The sequence below is a fragment of the Pseudomonas sp. FG86 genome (assembly GCF_057808775.1).
On sequence record NZ_JBMDIS010000038.1, the window covers coordinates 13,666 to 39,500 of the forward strand.

23 protein-coding genes are annotated in these 25,835 nt (G+C 58.1%); 12 read left to right on the top strand and 11 right to left on the bottom strand.

All coding sequences use genetic code 11. The features are described from left to right. Positions 1-1,350, bottom strand: coding sequence for an MFS transporter (locus ACODSV_RS21810; RefSeq protein ID WP_024074934.1), 1,350 nt, complete (start codon positions 1,348-1,350; stop codon positions 1-3). A 321-nt stretch (positions 1,351-1,671) separates the two neighbouring features. Here ACODSV_RS21810 and ACODSV_RS21815 point away from each other — a divergent pair, with 321 nt between their 5' ends. Further along, positions 1,672-2,376: a FadR/GntR family transcriptional regulator gene (locus tag ACODSV_RS21815; RefSeq protein WP_024074935.1), complete on the top strand. Its 705-nt coding sequence runs from the start codon at positions 1,672-1,674 to the stop codon at positions 2,374-2,376. A 54-nt stretch (positions 2,377-2,430) separates the two neighbouring features. On the opposite strand, the gene ACODSV_RS21820 is transcribed toward ACODSV_RS21815, so the two are convergent. Further along, positions 2,431-3,018: a TetR/AcrR family transcriptional regulator gene (locus ACODSV_RS21820; RefSeq protein WP_223817801.1), complete on the bottom strand. Its 588-nt coding sequence runs from the start codon at positions 3,016-3,018 to the stop codon at positions 2,431-2,433. A gap of 191 nt (positions 3,019-3,209) precedes the next feature. On the opposite strand from ACODSV_RS21820, the gene ACODSV_RS21825 reads away from it, so the two are divergent. Then, complete coding sequence (locus tag ACODSV_RS21825) at positions 3,210-3,797, top strand: LysE family translocator (protein WP_024074937.1); 588 nt, start codon at positions 3,210-3,212, stop codon at positions 3,795-3,797. Here the strand turns inward: ACODSV_RS21825 and ACODSV_RS21830 are convergent. Then, complete coding sequence (locus ACODSV_RS21830) at positions 3,739-4,632, bottom strand: AraC family transcriptional regulator (protein WP_150053809.1); 894 nt, start codon at positions 4,630-4,632, stop codon at positions 3,739-3,741. The two genes, ACODSV_RS21825 and ACODSV_RS21830, sit on opposite strands and share 59 nt — an antisense overlap. 152 nt (positions 4,633-4,784) lie before the next feature. On the opposite strand from ACODSV_RS21830, the gene ACODSV_RS21835 reads away from it, so the two are divergent. Both ACODSV_RS21835 and ACODSV_RS21840 read left to right on the top strand, forming a co-directional pair. Then, positions 4,785-5,342, top strand: a complete 558-nt coding sequence (locus tag ACODSV_RS21835; protein WP_069076416.1) for a hypothetical protein — start codon at positions 4,785-4,787, stop codon at positions 5,340-5,342. 107 nt (positions 5,343-5,449) lie between these two features. Further along, positions 5,450-5,980, top strand: coding sequence for a GNAT family N-acetyltransferase (locus ACODSV_RS21840; RefSeq protein ID WP_024074940.1), 531 nt, complete (start codon positions 5,450-5,452; stop codon positions 5,978-5,980). A gap of 105 nt (positions 5,981-6,085) precedes the next feature. On the opposite strand, the gene ACODSV_RS21845 is transcribed toward ACODSV_RS21840, so the two are convergent. The 3 genes from ACODSV_RS21845 to ACODSV_RS21855 all read right to left on the bottom strand — a co-directional run bounded on the left by ACODSV_RS21845 (position 6,086) and on the right by ACODSV_RS21855 (position 7,920). After that, on the bottom strand, positions 6,086-6,577 hold the full coding sequence (locus ACODSV_RS21845; protein WP_150053808.1) for a GNAT family N-acetyltransferase: 492 nt from the start codon (positions 6,575-6,577) through the stop codon (positions 6,086-6,088). A gap of 109 nt (positions 6,578-6,686) precedes the next feature. Beyond that, on the bottom strand, positions 6,687-7,556 hold the full coding sequence (locus tag ACODSV_RS21850) for an AraC family transcriptional regulator (protein WP_150053807.1): 870 nt from the start codon (positions 7,554-7,556) through the stop codon (positions 6,687-6,689). A 217-nt stretch (positions 7,557-7,773) separates the two neighbouring features. After that, complete coding sequence (locus ACODSV_RS21855; RefSeq protein ID WP_024074943.1) at positions 7,774-7,920, bottom strand: hypothetical protein; 147 nt, start codon at positions 7,918-7,920, stop codon at positions 7,774-7,776. Between the two features lie 417 nt (positions 7,921-8,337). On the opposite strand from ACODSV_RS21855, the gene ACODSV_RS21860 reads away from it, so the two are divergent. The 3 genes from ACODSV_RS21860 to ACODSV_RS21870 all read left to right on the top strand — a co-directional run bounded on the left by ACODSV_RS21860 (position 8,338) and on the right by ACODSV_RS21870 (position 12,325). Next, positions 8,338-8,844 (top strand): sigma-70 family RNA polymerase sigma factor, encoded by a 507-nt coding sequence (locus ACODSV_RS21860; RefSeq protein WP_024074944.1) that lies wholly within the window; start codon positions 8,338-8,340, stop codon positions 8,842-8,844. Continuing rightward, complete coding sequence (locus ACODSV_RS21865; RefSeq protein WP_041160911.1) at positions 8,841-9,803, top strand: FecR domain-containing protein; 963 nt, start codon at positions 8,841-8,843, stop codon at positions 9,801-9,803. The genes ACODSV_RS21860 and ACODSV_RS21865 overlap by 4 nt, the downstream gene beginning before the upstream one ends. 98 nt (positions 9,804-9,901) lie before the next feature. Next, the gene (locus ACODSV_RS21870; RefSeq protein ID WP_150053806.1) at positions 9,902-12,325 is read left to right on the top strand and encodes a TonB-dependent siderophore receptor; all 2,424 of its coding nucleotides are present in this window, start codon (positions 9,902-9,904) and stop codon (positions 12,323-12,325) included. A gap of 106 nt (positions 12,326-12,431) precedes the next feature. Here ACODSV_RS21870 and ACODSV_RS21875 read toward each other — a convergent pair whose 3' ends face one another. Beyond that, on the bottom strand, positions 12,432-13,319 hold the full coding sequence (locus ACODSV_RS21875) for a LysR substrate-binding domain-containing protein (RefSeq protein WP_150053805.1): 888 nt from the start codon (positions 13,317-13,319) through the stop codon (positions 12,432-12,434). Between the two features lie 126 nt (positions 13,320-13,445). Between ACODSV_RS21875 and ACODSV_RS21880 the strand changes: the two genes are divergently transcribed. From ACODSV_RS21880 to ACODSV_RS21890, 3 genes are all read left to right on the top strand, one after another. Further along, positions 13,446-13,955 (top strand): sugar ABC transporter, encoded by a 510-nt coding sequence (locus ACODSV_RS21880; RefSeq protein WP_168233563.1) that lies wholly within the window; start codon positions 13,446-13,448, stop codon positions 13,953-13,955. Continuing rightward, entirely contained in the window at positions 13,952-14,806 is an 855-nt protein-coding gene (locus ACODSV_RS21885) for an MBL fold metallo-hydrolase (RefSeq protein WP_190300930.1), read from the top strand. Before ACODSV_RS21880 ends, ACODSV_RS21885 begins: the two co-directional genes overlap by 4 nt. A 2,462-nt stretch (positions 14,807-17,268) precedes the next feature. Continuing rightward, entirely contained in the window at positions 17,269-17,985 is a 717-nt protein-coding gene (locus tag ACODSV_RS21890) for a hypothetical protein (protein WP_190300929.1), read from the top strand. Between the two features lie 295 nt (positions 17,986-18,280). Here ACODSV_RS21890 and ACODSV_RS21895 read toward each other — a convergent pair whose 3' ends face one another. The 4 genes from ACODSV_RS21895 to ACODSV_RS21910 all read right to left on the bottom strand — a co-directional run bounded on the left by ACODSV_RS21895 (position 18,281) and on the right by ACODSV_RS21910 (position 21,778). Continuing rightward, a complete protein-coding gene (locus tag ACODSV_RS21895; RefSeq protein ID WP_150053804.1) occupies positions 18,281-18,712 on the bottom strand; it encodes a bleomycin resistance protein in 432 nt (143 codons plus the stop codon). A 230-nt stretch (positions 18,713-18,942) separates the two neighbouring features. Continuing rightward, a complete protein-coding gene (locus ACODSV_RS21900) occupies positions 18,943-20,112 on the bottom strand; it encodes a PAS domain-containing sensor histidine kinase (RefSeq protein ID WP_150053803.1) in 1,170 nt (389 codons plus the stop codon). Next, positions 20,102-20,917: an alpha/beta fold hydrolase gene (locus ACODSV_RS21905; RefSeq protein ID WP_041160912.1), complete on the bottom strand. Its 816-nt coding sequence runs from the start codon at positions 20,915-20,917 to the stop codon at positions 20,102-20,104. Before ACODSV_RS21905 ends, ACODSV_RS21900 begins: the two co-directional genes overlap by 11 nt. A 189-nt stretch (positions 20,918-21,106) precedes the next feature. Then, complete coding sequence (locus ACODSV_RS21910; protein ID WP_223820625.1) at positions 21,107-21,778, bottom strand: hypothetical protein; 672 nt, start codon at positions 21,776-21,778, stop codon at positions 21,107-21,109. A gap of 540 nt (positions 21,779-22,318) precedes the next feature. Here ACODSV_RS21910 and ACODSV_RS21915 point away from each other — a divergent pair. Together ACODSV_RS21915 and ACODSV_RS21920 are read left to right on the top strand one after the other, a co-directional pair. Continuing rightward, positions 22,319-23,170 (top strand): AraC family transcriptional regulator, encoded by an 852-nt coding sequence (locus tag ACODSV_RS21915; protein WP_150053801.1) that lies wholly within the window; start codon positions 22,319-22,321, stop codon positions 23,168-23,170. 309 nt (positions 23,171-23,479) lie between these two features. Continuing rightward, positions 23,480-25,792, top strand: coding sequence for a TonB-dependent siderophore receptor (locus tag ACODSV_RS21920; protein ID WP_223817799.1), 2,313 nt, complete (start codon positions 23,480-23,482; stop codon positions 25,790-25,792). Positions 25,793-25,835: the final 43 nt, after the last annotated feature.

Below are 25,835 nucleotides of genomic sequence, written 5' to 3' on the forward strand. Positions count from 1 at the left end.
TTATTTGCTCAAGACGGGGGCGGGGTGCGGCACGCTGGGGGTGTGGGCGCCGGGCAGGGTCTTGGCGAAAAACACCAGGATCGCCGCGAGGATCGAGGTGCCGGCCAGCCCATATAAACCGCCCTGGATCGACCCGGTGGTCTGTTCCAGGAAACCGAAGGTCGTGGGCGCGACAAACCCGCCAAGGTTGCCAATCGAGTTGATCAACGCAATCACTGCCGCCGCGATGCGTGCATCCAGGTAACCCTGGGGGATCGGCCAGAACAGTGACGACGCCGACTTGAAGCCAATCGCCGCAAAACAGATGGCGACAAACGCAAAGATCGGTCCGCCGGTGGTGGAGAAAAACATGCCCGCCGCTGCAATCAACAGCGCCGTGGCCACCCACGCCTGCTGGTGCTTGTACTTGCCGGCCAGCGCCGCGAATGAGTACATGGCGATGATCGAGATCAGCCAGGGGATGGAGTTGTAGAAGCCCACCTGGATATCACTCAGGTCGCCCATTTTCTTGATGATGCTCGGCAGCCAGAAGGTGGCGGCATAGATGGTCAGCTGGATGCAGAAATACAGCGCGCAGAACAGCATGATCTGGCGGTCCTTGAGCAGCTTGCCCAGGCTCGGCTTGACCGTGGTGGCGGCGTCACGCTCGCGTTGTTCGCGCTCGATTTCGCCCACCAGTGCGTCCTGTTCCTCACGGCTGAGCCACTTGGCGTCGTGGGGTTTGGAGTCGAGCCAGAACCACACGAAAAAGCACAGCAGCACCGAGGCCATGCCTTCGATGATGTACATCCATTGCCAGCCATGCAGGCCCAGCCCGGTGATTTGCAGCAGCACGCCGGACAGCGGGCCGGAGATCAGCGAAGCCAGGGCCGAGCCGCTGAGGAAGATCGCAATCGCCTTGCCGCGCTCCACCCCAGGCAACCAGCGGGTGAAGTAGTAGATCACTCCCGGAAAGAACCCGGCCTCGGCCACCCCCAGCAGAAAACGCAGGATGTAGAAGTGGGTTTCGTTCTGGATAAAGGCCATCAGGGTTGCGGTGATGCCCCAGGTGAACATGATGCGGGTCAGCCAGATACGCGCGCCGACTTTTTGCAGCAGCAGGTTGGAGGGGACTTCGAACAAGGCATAGCCGATAAAGAACAAGCCGGCACCGAAACCATAGGCGGCCGCGCCGATGCCCAGGTCGTGTTCCATGTGGGTGCGCACGAAGCCGATATTGACGCGATCGATGTAGTTGACGATGAACATGATCACGAACAGTGGGAGCACATGGCTCTTCACTTTCTTGATCGCGCGGGCCAGGACGGGGTCGAGGGCAGGCGCAGCTGTCGCAGGGCTGGAAGGGGTCACGAGGTAGAACTCCCACTGATTATTGTTGTGCGGGGATGGGTTCAGGGGTTGTCGGAGAGGTCTGACAACTTGATAGACATCATACAACTTGGATTTTCGATGTGGCAACGTAAATTTCAGTTGTCTGCACGCTGTGTGGAAGCCGGTTTCCCTCGAATAACATCGATATTGCGGGAGGTATGCGCTGCGGGACTTGCCCCGCAGGCAAGTCGGTCCGGTAAAAAAACGCAGCATCACAAAGGATAAGTTTGTTTGTTGTCATACAAGTTGGTGGCGATCGAGGGTGTTAGTATTGGCCGAGTCCCATGCATGGAATGACCGATGCTCAACAACCCCCCTCGCAAGCGCTCCCAGGGCCTGGCCCATGACATCGTCACCGCGCTGACCCAACGCATCCTCCTTGGCCAAATGCTGCCGGGCGAGAGGTTGCCCTCCGAATCCGCCATCGTCGGCGAGTACGGCGTCAGCCGCACGGTCGTGCGCGAGGCATTGTCGAAACTGCAGGCGGCCGGGCTGGTGGAAACCCGGCATGGCGTGGGCACATTTGTGCTGGCGCGCGACGAGCGCCAGGGCCTGCACCTGACCCATGACACCGCCGTCAGCGTGCGCGGCATCCTCGAATTGCGCATGGGCCTGGAAACCCAGGCCGCCGCCCTGGCCGCCTTGCGCCGCAGCGACGCGCAATTGCAGCAGATGCGCCAGGCCCTCGACGATTACCAGGACTCACTCGGCAACCAGGACAGCAGCAGCGTCGAGCCCGATGTGCGTTTTCACCAATTGATCGCCCAGGCCACCGGCAACACCTACTTCACCGACGTGATCCAGCACCTGGGCAACTCAGTGATTCCGCGTGCGCGCATCAATGCCCAGGAGCGCGGCGATGCGGACTTGATGAAGCTGGGGCAGTTGGCCAACCTGGAACATGAGGCGATCCTCAACGCCATCCGCCGCCAGGACCCTGACGCGGCACGCGCGGCGATGCTGCTGCATTTGAGCAACAGCCTGGCGCGCATGACCGGCGAGTAAGCCAGTGTGCAGCCCGGTCCCCATGCTCACTCCAGTTGAATGGCCGCGCGTCCGTCACGTCGAGGGTGCGTCTACCAGCTGCTGAAAGAGCGGTGTCAGCAAGTCAATCAACACCTGCGGGTCAGCCTTGACCAGTGTCGACAACGCCAGCTGCTGGCGCATCACCTGAAACCCCGCCACCAGCGCCATCGCCAGCGCCGCGCGTTCTTGCGCGTGCGCGCCCTTGAGCGTCGCGGCCATGCTCGGCTGTTGGCTGCTTTCCAACTGCGCGCGGCCAATCGCCGCTGCGCGTGGGCTCGACGCCGAATGCAGCAGGAGCAGCCAACCTTCCAGCGACGCGCTGCTGTCGTCGCTGATGCTCACCAGTGCCGTCGCCAGGGTGCGCCCGAGGTTGTCCGCACGCAGATGACCGTCGGCGGGAATAAGCGGGCGGGCCAGGGTGTCGGCGATAACGTCGGCGAACAACTGCTCCTTGGAACTGAAGTAGCGGTCGACCAGCGCCGTGGTCAGGCCCGCGCCGAGGGCGATGTCGTGCACGGTAGCGGCGTCATAGCCCGAGCGGGCGAACACCTTGCGCGCAGACAGCAAAATGGCGTCGCGGGTGACGGCGGCATCGCGCCGGCGAGGAATCGGGTTTGGCATTGGCATCCTGACGTGGCTGGGATCGGTCGGCGCACAGTGGGGGCGCGGCGACAGGGTACAGGGTCTATTTACCGTCAAGGAAGCCCAACCGGGGCGCATTTGAGGCGCCAGGGTCATTTTGTTCAATACCGCGTTGGCCTGGCCCTTTACCGTGAAGTCATCTTCGCTTGGCATGACAAAAAGGAACTGCAATGAGCTTGATCATTTCCATGGCGGCCTTCGCTCTGGCTACCTCCATCACCCCGGGCCCGGTCAATGTGGTTGCGCTCAGTTCAGGCGCGCGCTTCGGGTTTGCCGCCAGCCAGAAACACGTGTTCGGCGCCGCCACAGGTTTTACGTTGCTACTGGTGCTGATCGGCCTGGGGCTGCATGAAGTCCTGGTGCGCTGGCCGATCCTGACTCAGTTGATCCAGTGGGGCGGGGTGGCCTTCCTGTTGTACATGGCGTGGAAGCTGGCGGTGGACGATGGCCGGCTGGACGCCGACGGCTCGGCCACCGCGCCGTCGATGCTCTATGGCGCGATCATGCAATGGCTCAACCCGAAAGCCTGGCTGGCCTGCGTGGCGGGGATGGGCTTGTTTGTCGCCGATGGCGACGCCCGGCAAGTGTGGTTGTTTGCCGGGCTCTACCTGGTGATCTGCTACCTGTCGGTAGCGTGCTGGGCCTATGCCGGTACGTTCTTGCGCCGCTACCTCGGCAACCCGCACGGCGTGCGCCTGTTCAACCGCTCAATGGCCGCGTTGCTGGTGGCCAGTGTGGGTTATTTGCTGATGGCTTGAGCAAGTCGCGGTACTGCCCGGGCGTGGCCGCGAAATGCTGTTTGAAGGTGCGCTGGAAATGCGCCTGGTCGGCAAAGCCGGCAGCCAAGGCCACATCGGCGATCAACTCACCCTTGCGCAATTGGGTACGGGCAAACTGGATGCGCCGGTTCACCAGGAAGGCATGGGGCGTCAGCCCGTAATACTGCTTGAAGGCGCGGATCAGATAAGACGGCGACAGCTCGGCGGCCAGGCAGATGTCTTCCAGTTTCAAGGCCTCGGTGCAGTGCGTGCGGATGTACTCGGCGGCCCGCTCCAGCTTGTGGTTGACCTCCCGCACGGGGGCCGGCGAAGGGTTCAGGCGCTGTTGCACTTCCGTGAAGTAACTCACCAGCACGCTCTGTTTGTGCAGCAATTCGGCCCGCTCATCCAGCAGCACCTGGTACAGCTCGATCAGGCCCTTGTACAGCACCGGGTCGCGGGTGTGCGGCGCACTGAACGGGCGATACCCCTGGTCGGTACTGAACCCCAGTTGGTATTGCAGGTCGGTCAGCCACGGGGTGTCGAGGTAGAGCATGTGATACGACCAGGGCTGGTCATGGATCGGGTTGCACGCGTGCACATCGCCGGGGTTCATCAACACCACGGTGCCAGCGCTGATCTGGAAGGTCTGCGCGCCATAGTGGTAATAGCTGCGCCCGGTGGTGATCGCACCGATGGAAAAATGCTCGTGGGAGTGGCGGGTGTAGGTGACCTTGCGCCCGTCGGCAATGGTCCGCGCTTCGATGAACGGCAGACGCTCGTCACGCCAGAAGCGCGGTGCTTGCGCCGGGTGGGTGGTGGTGTTCAGCGACATGGCGGTGGCTCCATCCCTCGAGAGATCGAGAGGCGATGATTACACAGCCCGGCGAGGCACCGCCATGGTTGTCAGTGTTTGGGCGCGATGGTTATTCAAGAAAACAAAAGTGCTGTCGATAGGATCTCATCGCCCACAAGGACCGTTACCCGATGAAACTGCTGAAACTTGCCGCCGTATTGACCTTGCCACTGCTCGGCGCCTGCTCCGACTACCACTACAAAAACTACCAGGGCGACTGGGCCCCGGAAAAACTCCACCCCGTCGACCTGTCCAACGGCGCCCCCAACCCCGCGCTGGTGTACTTCGATACCTGGCGCGAACGTGAACTGGGCGTGCCATTTCACCGCCTGGCCTTGGCGTTCGAAGTCGATGGTGTGCCCTTGCCCGGCGCTGGCCGTCACTCGATCCTCAACGTGACCGGCGAACAGGCGCTGAAGCTCAGCCCTGGCAAACATTCGCTGCGCTGGTGCAACGTGTCGATGAATGCCCTGGGCACTGGCGGTGCGTTCTGTAATGAAGGCGCCGACGACGTGGAGTTCAAGGCCGGGCAGCGTTATGTGGTGACCTACCGCCTGAGTGCAAGCACCCAGGGGGTCGGGCCCAACTACAGTACCCAGTACCACACCTATTCCAGCATCCGGAACCTGGACACCCAGGAAATCATCTACCCGCCTGCCGGTACGGGGACGTTAATCTCTAACCCGTAAAAACCTTACTACTCAGCCTTGCCGGTGAGTGAGGTGAATGAGCCCCACAATAGGCGCGAACGTGTTCGCGCCTACAAAAAACCATCCCGTATCGAGCCCATGCCGCAATGACCTACCTGATCCGCGACGCCATTCCCCAGGATGCCCTGTGTATCGGCGTGCTGGGCATGCAGGTCTTCCTCGACACCTATGCCACCGAAGGTATACGGACTTCCATCGCCACCGAAGCGCTGCAAGCCTTTGCGCCGCAGACCATCGCACGGCTGATCAGCGAGCCGGGGATTGCGCTGGTGGTGGCTGAATCCGGCGGTCACCTCGTCGGCTTTGCCCAACTCAAGTTACGCGCCGGCCACCCGCTGATTCCAGGGCCCGACGTGGCCGAACTGCAACGCCTGTACATCCAGGAACGCTTTACCGGCCGGGGCATCGGCTATCAACTGCTGCAAGCGGCGGAAGAACGTGCGCGGCTGGGGGGCGCGACGTTAGTGTGGGCGACGGTGTGGGTGGGTAATGAGCGGGCGCTGGGGTTCTACCCTCGGCGCGGGTACGAGCTGCTCGGTTCGCCGACGTATACCTTCCAGGGCGAAACCCATGAGAACCGGTTGTTCGGTAAAGCCCTGACGATCACAGCGCTTTAGACAAAAACACCCGGCTGCTAATCCGAGTCCTGGACATCAAGGCATTCCGAGTCAATTCGTGGTGCCTGGCTGGACGCTGCAAACAGGATTAGCTCCAAGGGGGCATTAAAAAGTCATCACCATCTCATGCCACGCCATCCCGCCGTGATCCGAGGGCGAAGGCTGCACATAGCGGTAGCCCATGCGCGTGTACAACGGCACATGGCGCTCCTTGCACATCAGGTGAATCGTCTGCTTGCCCATGGCCCGCATACGTTGCACAAATTCGGTCATCAGCAGCGTGGAATAGCCCTTGCCCTGATGCGCCGGGTCGACCACCACCGACATGATCACCACATTCGGCGCCTCGGGCGAATGGCCCACCAGCTCCTTGAACGCCTCGTCCGACATCACCACCTGATGGGCGCAGCCACAATTGATAAAACCCACCACCTCGCCAGCGGCCTCCAGGATCAAAAAACCTTGCGGGTATTGCGCAATACGCGTGGCGATCTTCTCCAGCGTCGCGGCTTCGTCGCCCTCATAGGCGCTGATTTCGATATCAAAGCAACGGGCGGCGTCGGCGGGCAGGGCGTTGCGGAAGGTGAGGGCGGGCATGGTCTTTCCTGAGGCGTTTAGCGAAAGGCCACATCATAGCGGTGCGCCAATAACACCGCCATCGCGGCCTTGGATGGGCATTCTTCACTCTACCGGCGGTAAAGCGCCACTATTGCAATGGCACATAAATATCGGTCTGCCATTGATCCTGCGGTGTTTCGGGGAAGATGCTCAGGTACTCGAAAAACAATGGCTGGTCTCGAAGCTCTTCGCCGCTGCCAGGGAGCCAGTCACGATAGATCGGATAGATCGACTCTGCGATGTGATCCGGCGAACCCACATGACGCACCACCACACAGCGCCCACCCGGGATGACGCGTTCAGTGACGCCGAACGCATTTGCTGCCAGCGGCGCGTGGATCTCGCCGCAAATGGCAAACCGGAACTCATCGGCCGGGGTGGTATCAGGATTGCCGAAAGGAATACCGAAGCTGCGACTGGAAGCTACCGGCGATTGCCCGCTCTGCATGCGCCAGGCGATGAATGACTGCACGCTTTCATCCACGCGCTCTGGGTCGCCGAGGTGCTCTAATGCAGCAACCCTGACGGAATGAAACTCAACTATTCGTACCTGCATGATGATGCTCCTGGAAAAATGAGGGACGCTGAACACCCCACGCCAGACCTGCCAATTCGGCCGCTTTCTGAATGCGCTCGGCGCCATGCCGAACGCTCGCCTGAACGCCCTGGAAAAGGCTTCTGGGCTTTCAAAGCCCGCCCCCGATGCGGCCTCCAGCACCGAATAGTCAGCGCGGGAAGACAAGTCATGCGCCGCGCGTCGTAGACGCATCAGCTGCACATAGCGCGCAACAGGCATGCCCACAAACGCGGTGAACTGCCGATGGAAGTGAAACGCCGAAAAATACGCCACTTGGCTCAGCGTCTTCACCGACAAGTCGCCTTCAAGATTCGCGTCGATATAGGCGAGTACGGCGTCGAAGCGTTTTGTGTAGGTGGCGTTGCCTGGCAAGTCAGACACGGGTTGGAAACTCCGGGATGTGCGCTGGACGATAGGATCGACTATACCCACATGCCTGCGCCTAGCCGTACTTGCTCAAGTGTATAGACCAGCGGACTCACCGACGTGCGCGGTGCCGGCCATGGCCATATGGCCATATGGCCATATAGTTGCCGCCTGAACGACAGCTCCCGGCACATAGATCAAGCCGGATGACTGAGAACTACCGGAGCCATGATCACTCCTGGCGCTCAGTGAGCTTTTTTTGCTCTTGCTTGAATTGCTCATGCCAGCGCACCAACGCATCAGCCCCATCCGATGCCTGCGCGGCCAGTGGAGTCGACACGATCGTGCCGAAAAGCGCCCAAATAAGAAGTTGCTTCATTTCATCTCACCCTGGTTGTTTGAACTGAAACGGGTGCGGATATCCGCGTTTCCCGTCCAGCCAGCGCCGCATGATCGGTTGAGTCTCGCCGTCGGCAATGGCCTTGATGAGGATGGTAGGGACTGCTGGGGCTTGCCGATATTGAGTATGCTGCCAAGATATAATCAAATTCGGACAACTGAGACGGGGCCCCGGTTGATCAATTCGAACTGGACAGTTTCGAGCCGCCCGCGGTGGCGTTGAGGCTGGGGAGTCAGCGAAACGACACGGAATTTCCTGCCCATACGCACCGCAAGGTCACCGGGTCGTAGTTTGATTGGCGGAGAATTCCACCGCGAAACATGTGTAAACGCTGTACAACCCTCCGCCGGACCAATAAGATGAGAAGCGTTATCATTCACGTCTCGCGAGCCTCACATGCAGGATGCCAGCCCAATATCGTCCGTCGAACAGTTGTACGAGAATCATCACGGCTGGCTGCAGGGCTGGCTGAACCGGCGATTGGGGCAGAGTGCCGATGCCGAGGACCTGGCCCACGACACGTTCATCCGCGTGCTGCGCGCGCCTCAGCAGGTGCGCGAGTTGCGCCAGCCCATGGCGTTTCTCGCAGCGATTGCCAATGGACTGCTGATCAATCGCTGGCGCCGCCAGGAGATTGAGCGGGCTTATCTTGAAGCGTTGGCTGCTCGACCCGAAGGGGTGGAATCGTCACCCGAAGCCCGCTATCTGGTGATCGAAACCTTGTTGCAACTCGACTCGTTGCTGATTGGCCTGCCTGCGCGCATACGACAGGTTTTCTTCATGTCTCAGCTCGACGGCCTGACGTATCCACAGATCGCTGCGCAGTTGGGGCTGACCGTGGCTCAAGTGCAAAGGGCCATGGGAAAAGCCTTCAGCGTTTGCTATGCGAGCCGTTTCGAATGAGGTCCGACATTAGTCCGCAGGTGCGCGATACCGCCATTGATTGGCTTGTCAGGATGCAGTCCGGGCTGATGAATGCGCCTGATCTGGAGGCATTGCGGTGTTGGCGCGAGGCGAGCGATGAGCATGAACATGCCTGGCAACGTGTCGCCAGCTTGCCGTTGTTGCAGCAGCCTGGCGCAAATCTTTTGCGCGACGCCACCGCGCGCAGGGCACTGGAATCGGCCGGGCCGGACATGCAGAAACGTCGGCAGGTACTCAAGCGCCTGTTGATCCTGGGGGCGGTTGGCGGGGTTGCCTGGCAAGGCGCGGGCTCCACGCCGGTGCGCGCTGCACTGGCGAACTACCGCACAGGAACGGGCGAGCGTCACCAGTGGACCCTGGTTGATGGCAGCTCGCTGTGGCTGAACACGGCCAGCGCGGTGAACCTGGATTTTACTGACCAAGTGCGGCGCATCCAGATGATCGAGGGTGAGTTGGCCTTGCGTGTTCGGGCAGAGTCGCGCTCGCTGCAACTGATCACACCGGACGCGATCCTGCAGAGTCGCGACGCGTATTTGCAGGTGCGCCATGATCGGCAGGGCACACAGGTGACGGTACTGGAAGGCCAGGTGCAGGTGCACTCACGAGGCCAACAAGCGCCATCCTCGTTCGAGGCTGGATGGCAGGCACGCGTGGACCGCTTCGGGATTGGCGTGCCAAACCGCGCCGATCTACTGGTCTCCCAGGCTTGGTTGCGCGGAGTGCTGCCGGCGGATCGCCTGCGCCTGGATGCCCTGGTGGCGGAACTCTCGCGTTACCGTCCCGGTGTTTTACGTTGCCATGAGCAGGTGTCAGGGTTACGCCTCACCGGCAGTTTTTCGCTGGATGACACCGATGCAGCATTGACGCTGGTCGCTCGCACGCTGCCGGTGCGTATCGAGCGCATGACCCGGTATTGGGTTTCGATCGTACCCGCCTGAATTATTTTTTCCGCTGCGCGATAGTTTTTTCAAACTCGCTTGGCCTATAGGGATCACCCACCCGCCAGAGGTGGGTCTTAACCCCTTAGGAGCCCCGTATGACTTCACCCTCCCGCGCCCTGCGTGCCCGTACGCTTGGACTGTTGTTGCTCAGCGTACAACCGCTTTGCAGCCTTCCTGTCTTTGCCGCCGGTAGTTCGCAGCATTACAGCATCGACGCAGGCCCCCTGGATGCCGCGCTGTCACGGTTTGGCGCACAGGCGGGGATCACCATGGCGGGCAGCTCAACGCTGACGGCTGGCAAGAATACCCAGGGGCTGCAAGGCGATTTCAGTACTGAGGCCGGCTTGACGCAGCTCTTGCTCGGCTCGGGGCTGACCTATCAGCGCCAGGATGACGGTAGCCTGCTGCTGGTACCGAGCAGCAGCGACGTGCTGGAGTTGGCGCCGACCGCAATCAGTGGCACTGCGTACGACACCTCGCTGGGCCGCAACGATGGTCTGGTCGCCAGCCGAACCATGAGTGCCAACAAGACCGATACGTCGATCATGGAAACGCCTCAATCGATCAGTGTGGTCACCCGTAAGCAGATCGATGCTCAGCAGCCACAAAGCATCGGGCAGGTGCTGCGCTATACGGCGGGGGTCAATGGTGAAGCCAACGGCGTCGATACCCGACGCGACACGATCAGTATTCGTGGCTTTGACGCGACAACGGGCGGTGGGATCTATCGTGATGGCCTGCGCCAGTACAGCTTTGCCAACCAGAGCCGTGCCGTGGGTGAAGTCTATGGACTGGAGCGAGTGGAAGTCCTGCGCGGGCCCTCGTCGGTGCTCTACGGTCAGAGCTCACCGGGCGGCATGGTCAACGTGATCAGCAAGCGTCCCACCGATGAGCCGCTCCATGAACTAGTGGTGCAGGCAGGCAGTTTTGATCGCAAGCAATTGGCGGCGGACTTCGGCGGGCCGCTTAGCGATGATGGCGTCTTGAGTTATCGCCTCACCGGGCTGTGGCGAGAGAGCGGTACGCAAATCGACTACGCCCGTGATGACCGTCAATTCATCGCCCCGGCAATCAGTTGGCGGCCCTCGGAAGACACCTCGCTGACGGTTCTGGCGTCATTTCAAAAAGACCGCAATGTGCTGGGCTACTACGCCTTGCCACGGATAGGCACCCTCGACAGCTCGCGTTACGGACGGATCGCCACGGATCGTTTTGTCGGCGACCCTGACTTCGACAAATATGACGTAGAACAGTGGTCACTGGGGTATCAGTTTGAGCATCATCTCAATGATATCTGGACATTTCGCCAAAACGCCCGTTACAGCCGTTCCTATCAGGAACAGCGCACGATTTACCAATATGGCCTGGATGACGACCAGCGCACAGTGGGCCGCTTCGGTTATCTGGGCCACGAAGAGGTGAAGAATGCGCTGCTCGATAACCACTTCCAAGCCCAGTGGAACGTCGGCCGTTTCGAACATACAACCTTGGTCGGGATCGATTTGCAGCACGCCAGCACCAACCAGTTGGGGGGCGGCAACGTGGTTGATCCACTGGATATCTATGCGCCGGTCTATCACCAGGACTACAGCGACCTGGACGCCTTCTACGACATCAACCAGCGTCGCCAGCTTGACCAGGTGGGTGTGTATCTCTCGGAACAGCTCAAATTTGACGACCACTGGGTCTTCAATCTTGGTGGTCGCCAAGACTGGGCACGCTCGAAAACAATCCATTACGCCACCGATACGGCGGCAGACCTCAAGCAGCGCGATCACGCCTTCACGTGGCGGACCGGGGTGATGTACCTGGCAGACAACGGCGTGGCGCCCTATGCGAGTTATTCCGAGTCGTTTTTCCCTAACATCACGGCGGTGGCGCGTGACGGCAGTGCCTTCGAACCCGAAACCGGTCGCCAGTACGAAGTCGGGATCAAATTCCAGCCCAAGGGGAGTGACAGCTATGTGACCGTCTCGCTGTTCGACCTGACGCGGCAAAACGTACTGACTGCCGATCCTGCCAACAATCGTTTCTCGGTGGCGACCGGAGAAATCCAGTCGCGTGGTATCGAACTGGAAAGCAAGGCGCAGTTGTCCGATGCTCTGGAGTTGATGGCCAACTACAGCTATTCACACCTTGAAATTACCCGCAGCAATACCGCCGATGAAAAAGGCAATCAACCTGGCAATACCCCTGAACAACTGGCCTCGCTGTGGTCGCAATACACTGTTCAGAGTGGTGCGCTATCGGGCTTGGCGATAGGAGGAGGGGTACGCTATGTCGGCCCCAGCTATATCGACTCGCAAAACAGCGAAGGCATTCCCCACTACACGCTGTTTGACGCCAGCCTAAGCTACGATCTGGGCAAGCTGTCTTCATCCTATGCAGGGGCGAAGCTCGCACTCAATGCGTCCAACCTGACCGACGAAACCTATGTTTCTCAGTGTGGCTACACCGGCGACAGCTGCAAATACGGGTATCGCCGAAATGTGACCGGGTCGTTGAGCTACAACTGGTAAGGCCTTGCGCTTGCTTGCGAAAGTTATCGATTGGTAATCGTCACCTTGGCGACCGGATCGGCAAGCAAGCGCAGTCGCCAGACAAGGACTCGATATGTGTATGCCTCTATTTCACCTGCGCTTGCTCCAACAGCCAATGCGCAAAGGCCTGGATGGGAGCGCGGCTTAGCTCAAGGGGTTCGGGTAACACGAGGCAAAACGTCTTGGCGATGTTCTTCTCCTGGGGCCATGGTGCAACCAGCCGGCCTTGCGCCAACTCTGCTTCCACGTACAGGCGCGGTACGAGTGCCACGCCGAGCCCCGCCAGTGCAGCCTCAATCAACATCGCGTGCAAATCGTAGCGTGCGCCCATCGCTGGGTTGCTCAGGACAATCCCGGTTTCCTGGGCATAGCGCTGCCACGCATCCGGGTTCTGTCGTCGGTGTAATCGCGGCAGTGAATCCAGAGCCGTTGCCTGCTCACCGGGATTCAGGAGAGCAGGGTGACAAACCGGAATTAATACTTCGTTCAACAGGCGGTGCGTGTGCATGCCTGTCCAGGCCGGATGCTCAAAATGGATGGCGGCATCAAAGCCACTCCCGGCAAGTACGAATGGCTCCATGCGTTCCGACAGGTGCACGCAGATATTCGGGTGTTGCTCGCAAAAGCCAGACAGCCTGGGAATTAGCCAGCGCAGGGCAAACGTTGGGCTGACGGCGATATCAAGGCTTGCGCCGTCGCTGGGCTGTCCCATCAGGTACTGGCTGTCCCTGTCGAGTCGGTCGAGGAGTTCGCGCACTTGGGCAGCGTAGCGCTCACCATTAGGTAAGAGCCGTACGCGGTTGCCAACGCGCTCGAATAGGGTGACGCCGAGAAAGGCTTCCAGGCGGCCTATCTGCCGACTGATGGCGCCTTCGGTCAGGGCCAACTCGTTTGCGGCACGGGCAAAACTGCCATGGCGGGCTGCTGTTTCAAAGGCTATCAAGGCAGCGTTACTCGGGAGCTTTCGACGCATGGGCTTTCCTGGTTCAAGTCAAAGCACCGACCTTGATGTTTAGTCACTGATGGGTGCCGAAAAGTCGTTTTATGGCTGATTGGCGTGCCGCTAGCATGATGAAACATCAATCAATGAAGTGCCATGATGATTTACACAGTCGAATGCAACTACGCCGATCCCGCCAGCGAAGCCGAGTGGAATGCGTTTTACAGCCTGGAAAAACTGCCCGCGTTGATCTCGGTGAGTGGTTTTAGCTCCTCACAGCGATTCAAAGCCTTGAGCGGCGATTGTCCGGCCTACTTGGCCCTGCATTCAGTCGACACGCTGGCCGTATTGCAGAGCGATGAGTACCGCCAAAAAGGGGGCGGCAACTTTTCCCGTTGGCAGTCGCACATCACTGATTGGAGACGCAACCTCTACGCCGGCCTGGACCGGGCAGTTGCCGTGGGCGCGGACGAATTCCTGTTGGTCAGTGAACAAGGTCCTCAAGTATTGATTGAGTCAGGCCTTACACCTATAGCGCTACACGCCGTTGCTTTGGACGGTACCCCTGCACACCGCTGGCTGGCCAAACTGGATTGCGCTCAGGCCAGGGCCATCGATCTGCCGGGACTGAATGTCTATCGTGCAATGACTGCGCAGTTACAGCCATGAGTCACGTGGACCTACCTCGTGGGAGACTCCCCAGCCAGCAAATTGGCGATTATTCAATCACAGCCATCAGCGACGGCTACCTGGGTGCTAGCCTGGATTTTCTAGCCAACATCACACCAACGGAAGCGGCCCGGCTTCAGTTAGCCGCCGGGATCAGCAATCCTGCCTCAATCCATATCAATTGTTATCTGGTGCGTGGGCGTGGTCGTACGATTCTGATCGACGCCGGGGCCGGAGGCTTCAAACAATGGGGCGGCGAGTTACCGGCCAATCTTGCAGTGGCTGGCGTGAAGCCCGGCGAAATAGACACGATTCTGCTGACCCACGCGCACCCCGACCACATCGGTGGCTTGTTGAACGCAGTGGGAGAGATGGCGTTCGTCAATGCTGAGTTGGTTGTGCACGAGCGAGAGCTAATGTTCTGGGAGGACGATGGCCATCTTGGCCAGGCCAGTGAACGCGCCCGTGGAAACTTCCTGTTTGCACGAAGGGTGTTCGAGCGGTACCGGAAAAACCTGCGCCCGTTCACCGTCAATGACGTATTGCCAGGCATCAGCGCGATGCCGTTGCCTGGGCATACCGTCGGGCACTGCGGATACTGCTTCGAGTCCGGGGTGGGCAACCTGCTGGTGTGGGGCGATATCGTTCACTTTCCTCAGATTCAGATTGCCCGCCCCGATGTCACGATTGCATTCGACCAGGACCCGCTGCTATCGGCGGCCACGCGAACGAGAGTGCTGGATGTTGCCAGTTCAGACAACTTGATGGTTGCTGGCATGCACTTGGGCTCGCTTGGCTTTGCTCATATCAAGCGCTGCGGTAACCGCTACGTCATTGCTTACGAAACGTGAGCCAATCCTGCTTCATTTACGATGCTCGTTAAAGACAATGATTAGGAAAGACATGAACTTGCATCCCGAACCTGAATACAACAACAGCGCTATCACCGCCTTTCACGTTCCGGACTCCGCCGATACTGCTCGATGGACGGCCTGCGAAGATCCCAGAGTAAACGAGCGGCTCTCAATATTCCTCAGGACGGGGGGCGATGGATCCTGGGCAGGGTTGTGGCTGGACGACCACGATCAGCAGCGAATCGTCCATCTTGGCTCGGGCTCAGTGGTGTGACCCCAATTTTTATCCTCCGGAAACGCTTTCGGCCAAAGGCATTGACGTTAGGCACTTGATTGCGAGGTGCCTAATCTAGGCTTCGAAGTCACGACAGGGAAAAGGATATGGCAGGAGGCATCCAGCCCGTTTTCACACAACCTGGACCCAAGGCGTACAGGTGGTGAGGTACATCTGAACTTCGGTATCGATTGGGCAGAGGTGGCCACGAGGATAAGAAATCGTCAGGCGCTTTAACAACTGACGAGTTCAAGTGCGCGGGTCCAGCGTCGATGAAGAGCGGCTGGTCCCGCGTGACTCGGAGATCAACGCTTTATGGCATCACACTCGTTACGCAAGGTGCTGTCTTTAATGTTGCCGCAACCAGCATGGGCGTAGGTACTCAACATCAATAACATCGCAATGATAGCTCTCATCACTCTCTCCATAAAGTGTCAGGAAATAGCCTGACGCTGACTGATCCAAGATGATCTTGTTGTTGTAACGAGCTATCAAATTGACATCAATTTTTGGGAAGGTTCCATGGGGGATGTGACTATCGGGCATACAGTTTTTATGTTTCGGCGGCACCTGAATCGCCCCTGACTTCGTAGGCATTCGGCGTGACTGCTTTTGGCCGATTCTGTTGAAAAAGTCGGCGGCAGTTTTTGAGGCATCAAAGTACGCGTCGGAGTTTGAAATCTTGAATGTCCGCAGAGCTTTCAGGCTGAGATTTCACGTAGAAACGTGCTGAAGAGGCGCTTTCACGGGCCCATCCTGCTGTGTTCTGAAAAAGCCGACTTTTTCAACAGAATCGGCCGATGACTGCCTGTCGCCACCGGCAGCTCTGGGTCGACTCCCACCCATACATAGTGAACGTCAGAGTTCGGTCAAGGTGGTTCCGCGAGCTATGCCAGCATATGAAGCATGTCCATGAACATCGGACCTGAGAGATCACGTATCTCTCCGTCGTCAGCAACCAAGCAACCTACAGCGCCAGCGAATGACTCTTGGTCATGCGCTGGGATGTCCAGGCTGCAAATGATCCTGTAGCGGAACAGCCAGCCGCAGGCGACGCGACCGCACAGTTCTACCGTTTGATGATAACCATCAACGGACATGGGCCGGGCACCGTGGGCCTGCGCAAGGTTATATGCTGCACTGCCGGTAGATTCGCGTTGGGAAGATTCGTTGTTCATACGCACTGGAAATGGCTGAAGTAGCAGTCGATTATCTACTCGTATGGTTTGAATGTCTGGGCACCCGCTCTCTATTACGGCCCTTGCGACAGGCAGAGATCGGCCAAACGCTGCCGCTCACCAGAGATAAATTTTGAACGTCCCAACGCCTGGAATGAGTCCCTCGTAGCCGCAAAACAAAGCCTGTTAACATGCATCTCAACGCGTCGCACATTGACCTATCCGAAGAAAATCTTTAAGCGCCGCCTGATAGAGCGTCAATGGCTGATTGTCCGTATTGAATAGTGCAAACGGAATCATCGTGAGATGTGAAAACGACGTGGCGTTTATCGAGTAGGTTTTCTGCCTGCAAAAGCGTTGATCCTTATTCAATATAAAATTGAACTTGAAAAGGTTTGTCCGCGTACACCAACTGGGGATCAAACCCAGACTCAGGCCCGCCAAGTAATCTTGTCCGCAAGCGCCGCCAGATGAGAACTCCGAGATCTTTATTTCTAATTCCGGCAGGGTCGGGGCGGCAAGGCTGGGGCCCGTATCCTGTGCATCGGGAATAACTTTGAGTGTCGCTGAGTATGCGTCCTTGCCGAAGCGACTGTCTTTCCATGGGGAGTTTATTGCGTAACTGAAGCTGGAGATGATTTCTTGTGTTTCGGGTTCAGCGGGTTCGTTGATTGTCGGCTGGGACGAATAAGATGTGCAGCCGGAACAGAGTATCGCAGTGCTGAAAAACACAAACCCATTGGCTATTAAGCGACGGATACTCAGTTTTCCCTAACTATCAATTAGCCGACATTCCTGTCACTTAATGCCGTATAGCATCTTATCTACACGCCGGATTGCTGAATCAGCATAACAGGGTAGACTGTACGCGCGACACTTCGGGAGAGAGAGAAGGCCGCCGCCATGCTTTCTTTGCCCCAATCCAATGCGAACCCGCGAACTTTGAAAGCAAACGCCTGCCCAAACCCCGCCATCACCAAGGTTGCGCCACTAACAGGGAGAAAATAATGAAGCAGGACGCCAGCAAGCGCTCATCAATTCATACCGGCTTGGGCACTGTCATCGCACGCCTGGGGCTGTTGTTCATCGTGCCGTTGGCTGTCGGCGGCTGCACCTTCAAGAAAACCGATGTCCAGAACCCGGCCGAGATGGCCAAGTACGACCCCGCCAGTACGGCGCGCATCCGCCTGATCAGCGGGCAAGGGGCATACGCAGGTTTCGTATCCGGCCAAAGTTGCGAGCAGTATTTCAACGACACTTACAGAAAAGCGCTGGCCGCCCGCGAGCGGCCGCAAGGATGGAGTCCTTCGCGTATCGAGCCCAGCGGTCAGAGCATGGATATCTTCGGCATGTGGCCTTCCGACTATCAGAACAATGTCATCGGCATGCCGGCCTCCCCGGTCAGCGCGAAGATCGATGAGACGCGCAGGTACTTCGATGAACGTGTGGTCCCGGCCGGGCAGCCGCTGATCGTGTTTGTGGCGTTCGTCACATCCGGGTCCAGTTGCTCATCAGCACCCGTCAGTTTCGTGCCACGCGCAGGCGCCGACTATGAAGTCCGGCAGGCATTCCAGTCGCAAACATTCCAGACAACGTGCCGCAATGAGGTGGTTGAGTTGAAAGCCGGCGAGGAAAAACCGATGTCCCCGAATTACTGCATCCAGGACTCGTCGGGCGATTATCACACCCGCAGCGTTACCCCTGTCAGCCAGGCTGGGCAATAAGCCGACCGGGCCTGGTATAGGATGGCCGCTGTTTGTGCAGCCACTTTCACGCTGGCCCTTTTGCGCTGAAAAAAGGGCGTTATCAGCCAGCCTAGCTACGCCGAAGCGACGACTGGCGTTGGAGGGCTCCTAGAGAGGGACCTTGGAGAATGAGACAAGGGAGCCCCCCAGCCCCATCAACAAACTCCGAAAATAGCCCATAGCTAGCCTGTCTCGAATGTCTGCTCCTGGCCGATTTTTGCCTGTCGCGACCGGCTGAAAAAGACCCAAAGCTGACGGTCGGCTTGGCTTAGGTTCAGATTGAGCAAGCCGGTCTCTCACCCAACCGCTCTACCAACCTTACGAGATAACCATCGGGATCCTGGACGATGAATTCGCGCTGACCTACTTCTATTTTGTCAGCCCGATACCAGGTGTCTTTGCATTCTCGATAGAGTGGAAATCCAGCCTGAACAAGTTTTTGGATGATGGGTGCGATAGCCTCAACATCAATCTGTAGGTTGATGCCTCTTCCAAACGGTTTGGTCAATGGCGCAGTCAGCCATTGACCCGCGTCCGGATCAATCTGCTCAAGCATTACTTGAGCACCATTCAAATCAAGGTACGCAAATCCGTCATCCGAACGTTGATAAGCTACTTTGAACCCCAGAAGAGAAACCCAAAAAGCCAGGCTGCTATCCAGGTTGGTGACCATTAACTCCGGAACCAGTTTGTTACGTTCGAACATGAGATGACTTCCATTTCAAAATGCTTGTTTTTGTGAGCGGGCAGGTTCTGCACCTACGGCTTCGCTGCCAGGGCGGGATCGTGGTGAGCATGATGATGCACGCTTGGGTGGGAGTTATCGAGTCGCTTTGAGTGGCAGCTTCTGGCCGTTTTCTGCCCGTCGCTACGTGCAGAAAACCACCCGTTAAAGGTAACGGCGATACGAGAAGAAATTGAGGCGGATGAGCTGTATCAAACCATCGGAAATGTCGCGGTAAAGGTGGTGCCACTCTCTGGCGTTGAATTCACCGATACGACACCGTTATGCGCCCTGACGATCTCTCGAACGATAAAGAGTCCAAGCCCCACGCTGCGCGAATCGGTGCCGGTATTTCCCCCCCGAATCATTGGCTCAAACAAAACACCCATCAACGAGTCGGGAATAACCGACCCCTGGTTTTTTACCGATACAACGGCGTGATCCTGTTTAACGCGTGAAGTGATCGTGATCGGCTGTTGTAAATCACCATAAGCCACGCTGTTAGCCACCAGATTGCCAATGATTTGCTGCACCCGGTCCGCATCCAGACAGGCGTTGCCTGTCCCCACAGTCTGATGCACCAACGTGGCTTCGGGGAATGTCATACGTAATTCATCGACGCTGGCGCCAACGAAGGCGTGCAAATCCACGGTTGAAGGGCTAAGCGTGATGCCTTGCCCAACCCTGGCCAATGCCAGGTCCAGCAGGTCGGCAATCATGCGTTCGGCACGGTTTACCGACTGGCTGATGTGGCCCAGCATTTTGCTTTCTCGAGTGGTGCGTTCTTCTCGGGCAAGGATGCCAGAGGCCATTTTGATAGCCGTCAGCGGATTTTTCAGATCGTGACTGACGATGGCCACCATTTGTTCGGCGAACGAGGCGCGAAGCTGTGCCTCTTCATAGGCGCTTTTAAGCTCGGCTTGGGCCTGCCTGAGGGCCGATTCGGCGGCGGTTTTTTCGCGCAGCAGGTCTTCGGCGACTTTTCGTGCGTTGAGCAACTCGCGCTCGTACTTGTCGCGATCTTTGGTGCCAAAGAGCGCCAGCTCATAAAACGCACCGCTGGCGTGCTCGCGTCGGACGCCGTTGAGCAACATGGTCACGATGTGTTTGTCATGGTGAACCAGATCGAGTTTTACTTCGGCGACGGATCCTTGCATCTGCATCAGCGGCGACCAATGCGTTTGATGGAAGATGCGCCCGCCCATGGTCAGCAGGTCCTGAAAACGCCGCCCGATGAGTGCCTGGGCGTCCAGGCCGATCGAATGGCTAAACGTCTGGTTGCTGCGAAGAATCGTGCCGTCTTCCTTCGTTACCACCAACCCGCAGGGGGCTTCATCGAACAGCATCTGATTATCGGGTAGCAACGGCTGGTCAGTTGACATGTTCGCCTATCCAGGGTGACAGGAAGTTCTCCATAGCTTCGGAGCATGCACTGGGCGCGCTCATGTGTGGGCAATGGCCGACGTTGGCCACCAGGCAGAGCGTACTGTTGGGCAGCACAGCGTGCAGGTAGTCACCCACGGCGAGGGGGGCGATCAGGTCGTCGGTGGATTGCAGGATCAGCGTGGGTGTCGCCAGCCCGACGATGTCCTGGCGGTTGTCGGACATGAACGTCACTCGTGCAAATTGCTTGGCGATATCGGGCTCGGTGCGGCAAAAACTGTTCGTCAGCTCTTCGCTCAGTGCCGGTTGCCCTGGTGTGCCCATGATCACCGGGGCCATGGTGCTGGACCAGCCAAGGTAGTTGCTGTCGAGTATGTCGAGCAGCGAGTGGATGTCCTCCAGCTTGAAACCACCGACATAGTCGTCGGTGTCGATATAGCAGGGTGAAGGGCCGATCATTATATGGGCGGCAATGCTTCCGGGCGCTTGGCGGTCAGCCAGGGTACCGATCATGCTGCTGACGGAATGGCCGACAACGATCACCGGCCCACGGGCGTAATGGTCGATGATTTCATTCAGGTCCCGGGCGTACCCGGCCAGTGAGTTGTACTTTTCCCGATCATAGGCTTCGAGGTCCGACTCACCCGCTCCGACGAGGTCATACAGGACAACTGTAAAGCGATCGGTGAAACCTTCGGCGAGATAACGCCACATGGACTGATCGCAGCCGAAACCATGGGAAAAGATCAGCGTTGAAGGACCATCGCCCATTACTTTTACGTTGTTGCGATGTTGAAGGTCCATGCGTGCCGCCCCGGTCGCGCCAAAGGTTTTGATGTCTGCGGCAGTGTAGATAGTCGAAGGGATCGCGTCACGCGGTATAGGTTTATGACTCCTGAAGAAGTCGCACTTGGTTCGGGCAAACATTTTAATTCTGGCGTCGAGATGCTGAAGACGAATGTCCGCTGATGCTATTGAAAAAGTGGTACTCGCTTAGCCAAGGTGACCGCCTGCATCAATGAATAGCTTGCGGAGTTTTTTTCGAGCCGCCTCTGAAGGACGCTGTGAATAGCGTTGAAACTCTTCTTCGGCTGTGTCGGGCTTGCCGTTCATGGCCAATACAAACGCGTATGCAAGAGGATGTTGTATGTAATTGTAGAAACCCAGGCCACCCGTCGACAAATGCTGCTTGACCCGCTCGAAAGCACCAGGCAGGTCGGTTATCGAACGAGCCTCGTTCCAAAACGATTCAGCTTTTGGAATGGCAGCCCGGAGGATATTGGGAGCGCTGGTTGCTATGACATCAAGTCCGTAGCTGTATGAGATATCAAACGCTCGATCTCGCACATCGAAAGTCAGATCAGGTCGTGCTGATTTTGACGTCCTGTGCCATTTGATTTCATTGCCGGAAAGATGGGGAACGAAGTCCAGTGACAGAGCCCATGACGGCGCCAGCGCGCCGCCTTTGCGCTGCTCAAGGCGAAAGAGTTGGCGAATGGGAGCATTGACGCTACGCAGCCAGGACAGCGGGCCCTGAACTTCGAACCCTAACGGCTGTAAAAGTGACTCTACGGTTGGCGAAACAATTTCGTGGATTTGATCTATTCGCACTATTTCGAACGTTTTTCCCTGCATCGTCGGCCCCATGCTCAAACGTAATCCCACTTCGACAACTTCGGTCGTTGGTTCGACCTCAGATAATGGATGGAGTCTTCTTCATCCACATTCGGGAATCAAGGCACACGAAACTTCTCTCGGCGAACTGCTTTTTACATCAGGCAGAGGTTGAACTGTCCTTTTGCAAAAGTAGCTCTCCCGGTTGGTCTGAGACAAAATCTGCCCATCGGCCAGCGGGAGAGTACGCAGCATGATGGGAGAGTTATGGAGTGGGCAGGATAGGCTGTTTTATTCGTTCAATCTTGAAGACCACATGGCCAAACTTACACCTCAAGGGCCACCCGCCACAGGATAGGCGCGCCTGCCTCAAGCAAAAAACCTCAAATCAACCCCCTGACAAAGCAGCAGCGGGTTAAGCACCTTCAATAGACCGTCACTGTCGCTGAAACTCTTTCAGGCCCCGCGAACATATTCCAAGAGGAGCCAAGCCCCAAGCGGAAGAAATGCTAGATGTGATTGAGCAAGTTGGTCATAGTATTTTCCGATTAGGCCAAATCCACATCTTCCATTAGGGCTCTACAAGACAACATGTCTAGCATTGCGATCACCGATCTAACTGTGCCTTGGGACGTCGACAGCATTTCGCGCCCCGTCGTGGCCTTGAGTGCCACATCGGTAACAAAGGACTGGGAAAATGCGAGGCATCAGCACCGCAAGGCGCAGCTGATCTATTCCCTACGCGGCATCCTCAACTGCGAAATTGAAGACGGTGTCTGGATCGTGCCGCCGCAGTGCGCCATATGGATACCGGGAGACTTGCCTCACGCGGCGCGGGGGGCGGGTGAAACGGAATGCTATTGCCTGTTCGTTGAGCCAGACGCAGCACCGGACCTTCCGAAAACCTGTTGCACGATTTCGGTATCGCCATTGCTACGTGAGTTGCTACTGAAGGTGGCCGGTTTTCCTGAGTTATATGCCCAGGGGGGGCGAGAAGACCGGTTAATTGCCGCATTGCTCGATGAGTTGGTGGCGGCCCCCGTGGAAGACTTGCATCTGCCCATGCCGCGTGATCCCCGATTACGCCGCCTCGTGGAAATGATGCTGGCCGACCCCACGGACAAGACGTCGAAGGCCGACTGGGCTACTCGAATTGGTATGAGCGAGCGAAGCATGAGCCGTCTTTTGCTGCATGAAATTGGAATGAGCTTTGGGCGCTGGCGTCGGCAACTGCATGTGATCCTTGCGCTTCAACGTTTGACCAAGGGTGAAAGCGTGCAAACGGTGGCAATAGAGCTGGGGTACGAAAACGCCAGCGGGTTCGTAACCATGTTCCGCAAGGCCGTGGGCAAACCTCCGGCACGCTACCTATCGGATCGCATCAGCGGCGCAGAGCTCGCTTCCTTGCCCGGCATCATGCTCCCCAATGAACTCTCACACTGATGCATCAGACTATCTTGGTTCGGGACCACCGGCCGCCCACCGTCGCCTGTGGTCCTTCCTTGCGAAGTTGCCGACATTTCGCAACGTCGTGGTGATGGTGAAGACTGGCTCCTCGTCGAGAGCAAAGCCTTTATCGGATGCCGGCGACTGCAGGTGTTCGGGCAACGCCAGGTCTTCAACGAAAACCATCCGAGCACCAAAATGACATCGCACTTGGCCTAACTGAATAATAATCTGGCCGGGTTTCGCCATCGCTCCCCGTTGTCTCTATTGTTAAATGAAACATCTAAATACAAATGAGTATTGTTGATGTTCATTATCGCAACAGTTGGGAAGTCCCGTTGGCCAATTGATATGCGCGCAGAGCCCGCTGGCTATCCTCATCTGGATGGGTCGTACAAGGGCGCAATCAGGAACGCGCTCCGCACCGTGATGGGATCGGCAGTTGCGGCGGCAGTCCTCATTAGCGCGCAGGACGCATTCGCTGCCGAGCCAGGGCAGATTCAAACCAAGGCTGAGGGGCCGTCTCAAGAAGAGATAGCTTTGCCGGCCATCACCATAACGGGCCCCATGGATACGGCGACCACGGAAGGTACTGGCTCCTACACCACGGGCCAGACGTCGGCGGCGACGCACCTGCCGCTTTCGCTGCGAGAAACACCGCAGTCGGTGACGGTGATCACCCGCCAACGCATGGACGACCAGCAATTGAACTCGGTGCAGAGCGTGCTGGATAACACCACGGGCGTCTCGTCGTACCAATCCGACAGCGAACGGACGAGTTTCTATTCGCGTGGCTTCCTGATCAACAACGTTCAGTACGATGGCATACCCACCGTCGTCGGCGACATCGTCAGCGGGAGCGGCATCAGCTCCCTCGATACCGCGTTCTACGATCGTGTCGAGGTCGTGCGCGGCGCCTCCGGCTTGCTGACCGGCACCGGCAATCCCTCGGCCGCCATCAACCTGGTGCGCAAACGACCGACCCGCGACTTCTCGGCGTCCGCCTCGCTCGGTGCAGGGAGCTGGGATACCCACCGGGAAATGGCCGACGTATCGACTCCGTTGACCGAGGATGGCCGTATCCGCGCCCGCATGGTCGGGACGTCCCAGGAAGGAAACTCGTACATTGATGGCTACAAACCGCAGAGGAAGGCGTTCTACGGCATCATCGAGGCAGATCTGACACCCGACACGACGGTGAGTCTGGGCTATGACTACCAGGACAGCACGCCGAAGGGCTCCACCTGGGGAGGTTTACCGCTATGGTTCAGCGACGGCACGCAGGCGGAGTATTCACGCTCCAAGAACTACGCGCAGAAATGGAGCCATTGGGACAACACACTCAAGACGGCGTTTGCCGAGATCGAGCACCGCTTTGACAATGGCTGGAATCTCCGGGCCGTCGCTAATCAATACCGCACGGAATTCGATGCCGAACTGCTCGGCCTGGTCGGCCGCCCCGATCGCGCCACGGGGCTGGGCTCCTTTCCCAACGGGGCTCTTCCGGTGGCACTGGCGTCCGAAGGTAGCAGCCGTCAAAACACCTTCGACGTGATGGCGAGCGGCCCCTTCGAACTGCTTGGCCGCCAGCATGACTTGGTGGTGGGGGCGACGAGTTCGCGCCGCACCGCCAGCCAGGAAGCTATCGCTCCGTTCTTTGCAGGCTTTACGCCGGTCAACGTCTATGCACTGAGCCCAGCCTTTCCCCGCCCCAACTTCGATGCCTTGGCTTCGATACCGACCCGCACCCTGATCAAACAGAGCGGTGTCTATAGCGCAGCCCGGTTCTCGCTGGCCGATCCTCTGAAACTCATTGTCGGCGGCCGCTTCAGCAACTACGAAATCGACGACGCCGTCGGCGCCTCATCGTTGCACTACAAGAAGAGCAGTGAATTCACCCCGTATGCCGGCTTGATCTACGACATCGACAAGACCTATTCGGCCTACGTGAGCTACACGGGCATATTCAATCCGCAAACCGACTATCGCGACAGCAAGGGCAACGTACTCACGCCGACAAAGGGAAAAACCAAGGAAATCGGCCTCAAAGGCGCTTACATGGACGGGCGTCTGAATGCGTCGGTGGCCTTGTTCCAGACCGAGTTGGACAACGCTGCACAGATGGTCGCAGGAACCCGTACGCCAAGTGGTGCCCAAGCCTATACGGGCTCGGATGGGACGAAGTCGCGCGGGATCGAGTTGGACTTGCAGGGCGAGCTGGCGCGTGGCTGGAACATCTATTCAGGCATCGCCCATTTCACGGCACAAGATGGCGATGGCGTCCGCTTGAATTCGCAAATACCACGCACCACTGCCCAGCTTTTCAGCACCTACCAGTTGCCCGGAGACTGGAGCAAGTTGACGCTAGGCGGAGGCGTCAAATGGCAAAGCCGCTTCTACCAGGCGGCCAACACAGGCACCAGTTCGCTGGGCGGGGAACAAGGTTCTTATGCGCTGGTATCACTGTTGGGGCGCTACGCCATCACGAAGCAGATCACCGCGGCGGTCAACGTCAACAATGTGCTCGACAAGAAGTACGCGTTGGAGAAGGGAGATTTTGACACCGTAGGTTATGGCGCACCACGCAACTTGATGGTGACGCTGGACTATAGGTATTGATTTTTCAGCAGGCGAACGCTTCACCCGTTAGAAATCCCCAGAC

What these genes read in the sequence shown, in the direction of transcription:
- ACODSV_RS21890 (WP_190300929.1), top strand. Translation starts at nt 17,269, where the DNA reads ATGAAGCAGGACGCCAGCAAGCGCTCATCAATTCATACCGGCTTGGGC.
- ACODSV_RS21825 (WP_024074937.1), top strand. Translation starts at nt 3,210, where the DNA reads ATGAGCTTGATCATTTCCATGGCGGCCTTCGCTCTGGCTACCTCCATC.
- ACODSV_RS21895 (WP_150053804.1), bottom strand. Translation starts at nt 18,712, where the DNA reads ATGTTCGAACGTAACAAACTGGTTCCGGAGTTAATGGTCACCAACCTG.
- ACODSV_RS21860 (WP_024074944.1), top strand. Translation starts at nt 8,338, where the DNA reads ATGCAGGATGCCAGCCCAATATCGTCCGTCGAACAGTTGTACGAGAAT.
- ACODSV_RS21885 (WP_190300930.1), top strand. Translation starts at nt 13,952, where the DNA reads ATGAGTCACGTGGACCTACCTCGTGGGAGACTCCCCAGCCAGCAAATT.
- ACODSV_RS21840 (WP_024074940.1), top strand. Translation starts at nt 5,450, where the DNA reads ATGACCTACCTGATCCGCGACGCCATTCCCCAGGATGCCCTGTGTATC.
- ACODSV_RS21845 (WP_150053808.1), bottom strand. Translation starts at nt 6,577, where the DNA reads ATGCCCGCCCTCACCTTCCGCAACGCCCTGCCCGCCGACGCCGCCCGT.
- ACODSV_RS21905 (WP_041160912.1), bottom strand. Translation starts at nt 20,917, where the DNA reads ATGGACCTTCAACATCGCAACAACGTAAAAGTAATGGGCGATGGTCCT.
- ACODSV_RS21920 (WP_223817799.1), top strand. Translation starts at nt 23,480, where the DNA reads ATGTTCATTATCGCAACAGTTGGGAAGTCCCGTTGGCCAATTGATATG.
- ACODSV_RS21830 (WP_150053809.1), bottom strand. Translation starts at nt 4,632, where the DNA reads ATGTCGCTGAACACCACCACCCACCCGGCGCAAGCACCGCGCTTCTGG.
- ACODSV_RS21900 (WP_150053803.1), bottom strand. Translation starts at nt 20,112, where the DNA reads ATGTCAACTGACCAGCCGTTGCTACCCGATAATCAGATGCTGTTCGAT.
- ACODSV_RS21855 (WP_024074943.1), bottom strand. Translation starts at nt 7,920, where the DNA reads ATGAAGCAACTTCTTATTTGGGCGCTTTTCGGCACGATCGTGTCGACT.
- ACODSV_RS21820 (WP_223817801.1), bottom strand. Translation starts at nt 3,018, where the DNA reads ATGCCAAACCCGATTCCTCGCCGGCGCGATGCCGCCGTCACCCGCGAC.
- ACODSV_RS21865 (WP_041160911.1), top strand. Translation starts at nt 8,841, where the DNA reads ATGAGGTCCGACATTAGTCCGCAGGTGCGCGATACCGCCATTGATTGG.
- ACODSV_RS21815 (WP_024074935.1), top strand. Translation starts at nt 1,672, where the DNA reads ATGCTCAACAACCCCCCTCGCAAGCGCTCCCAGGGCCTGGCCCATGAC.
- ACODSV_RS21835 (WP_069076416.1), top strand. Translation starts at nt 4,785, where the DNA reads ATGAAACTGCTGAAACTTGCCGCCGTATTGACCTTGCCACTGCTCGGC.
- ACODSV_RS21870 (WP_150053806.1), top strand. Translation starts at nt 9,902, where the DNA reads ATGACTTCACCCTCCCGCGCCCTGCGTGCCCGTACGCTTGGACTGTTG.
- ACODSV_RS21880 (WP_168233563.1), top strand. Translation starts at nt 13,446, where the DNA reads ATGATTTACACAGTCGAATGCAACTACGCCGATCCCGCCAGCGAAGCC.
- ACODSV_RS21875 (WP_150053805.1), bottom strand. Translation starts at nt 13,319, where the DNA reads ATGCGTCGAAAGCTCCCGAGTAACGCTGCCTTGATAGCCTTTGAAACA.
- ACODSV_RS21915 (WP_150053801.1), top strand. Translation starts at nt 22,319, where the DNA reads ATGTCTAGCATTGCGATCACCGATCTAACTGTGCCTTGGGACGTCGAC.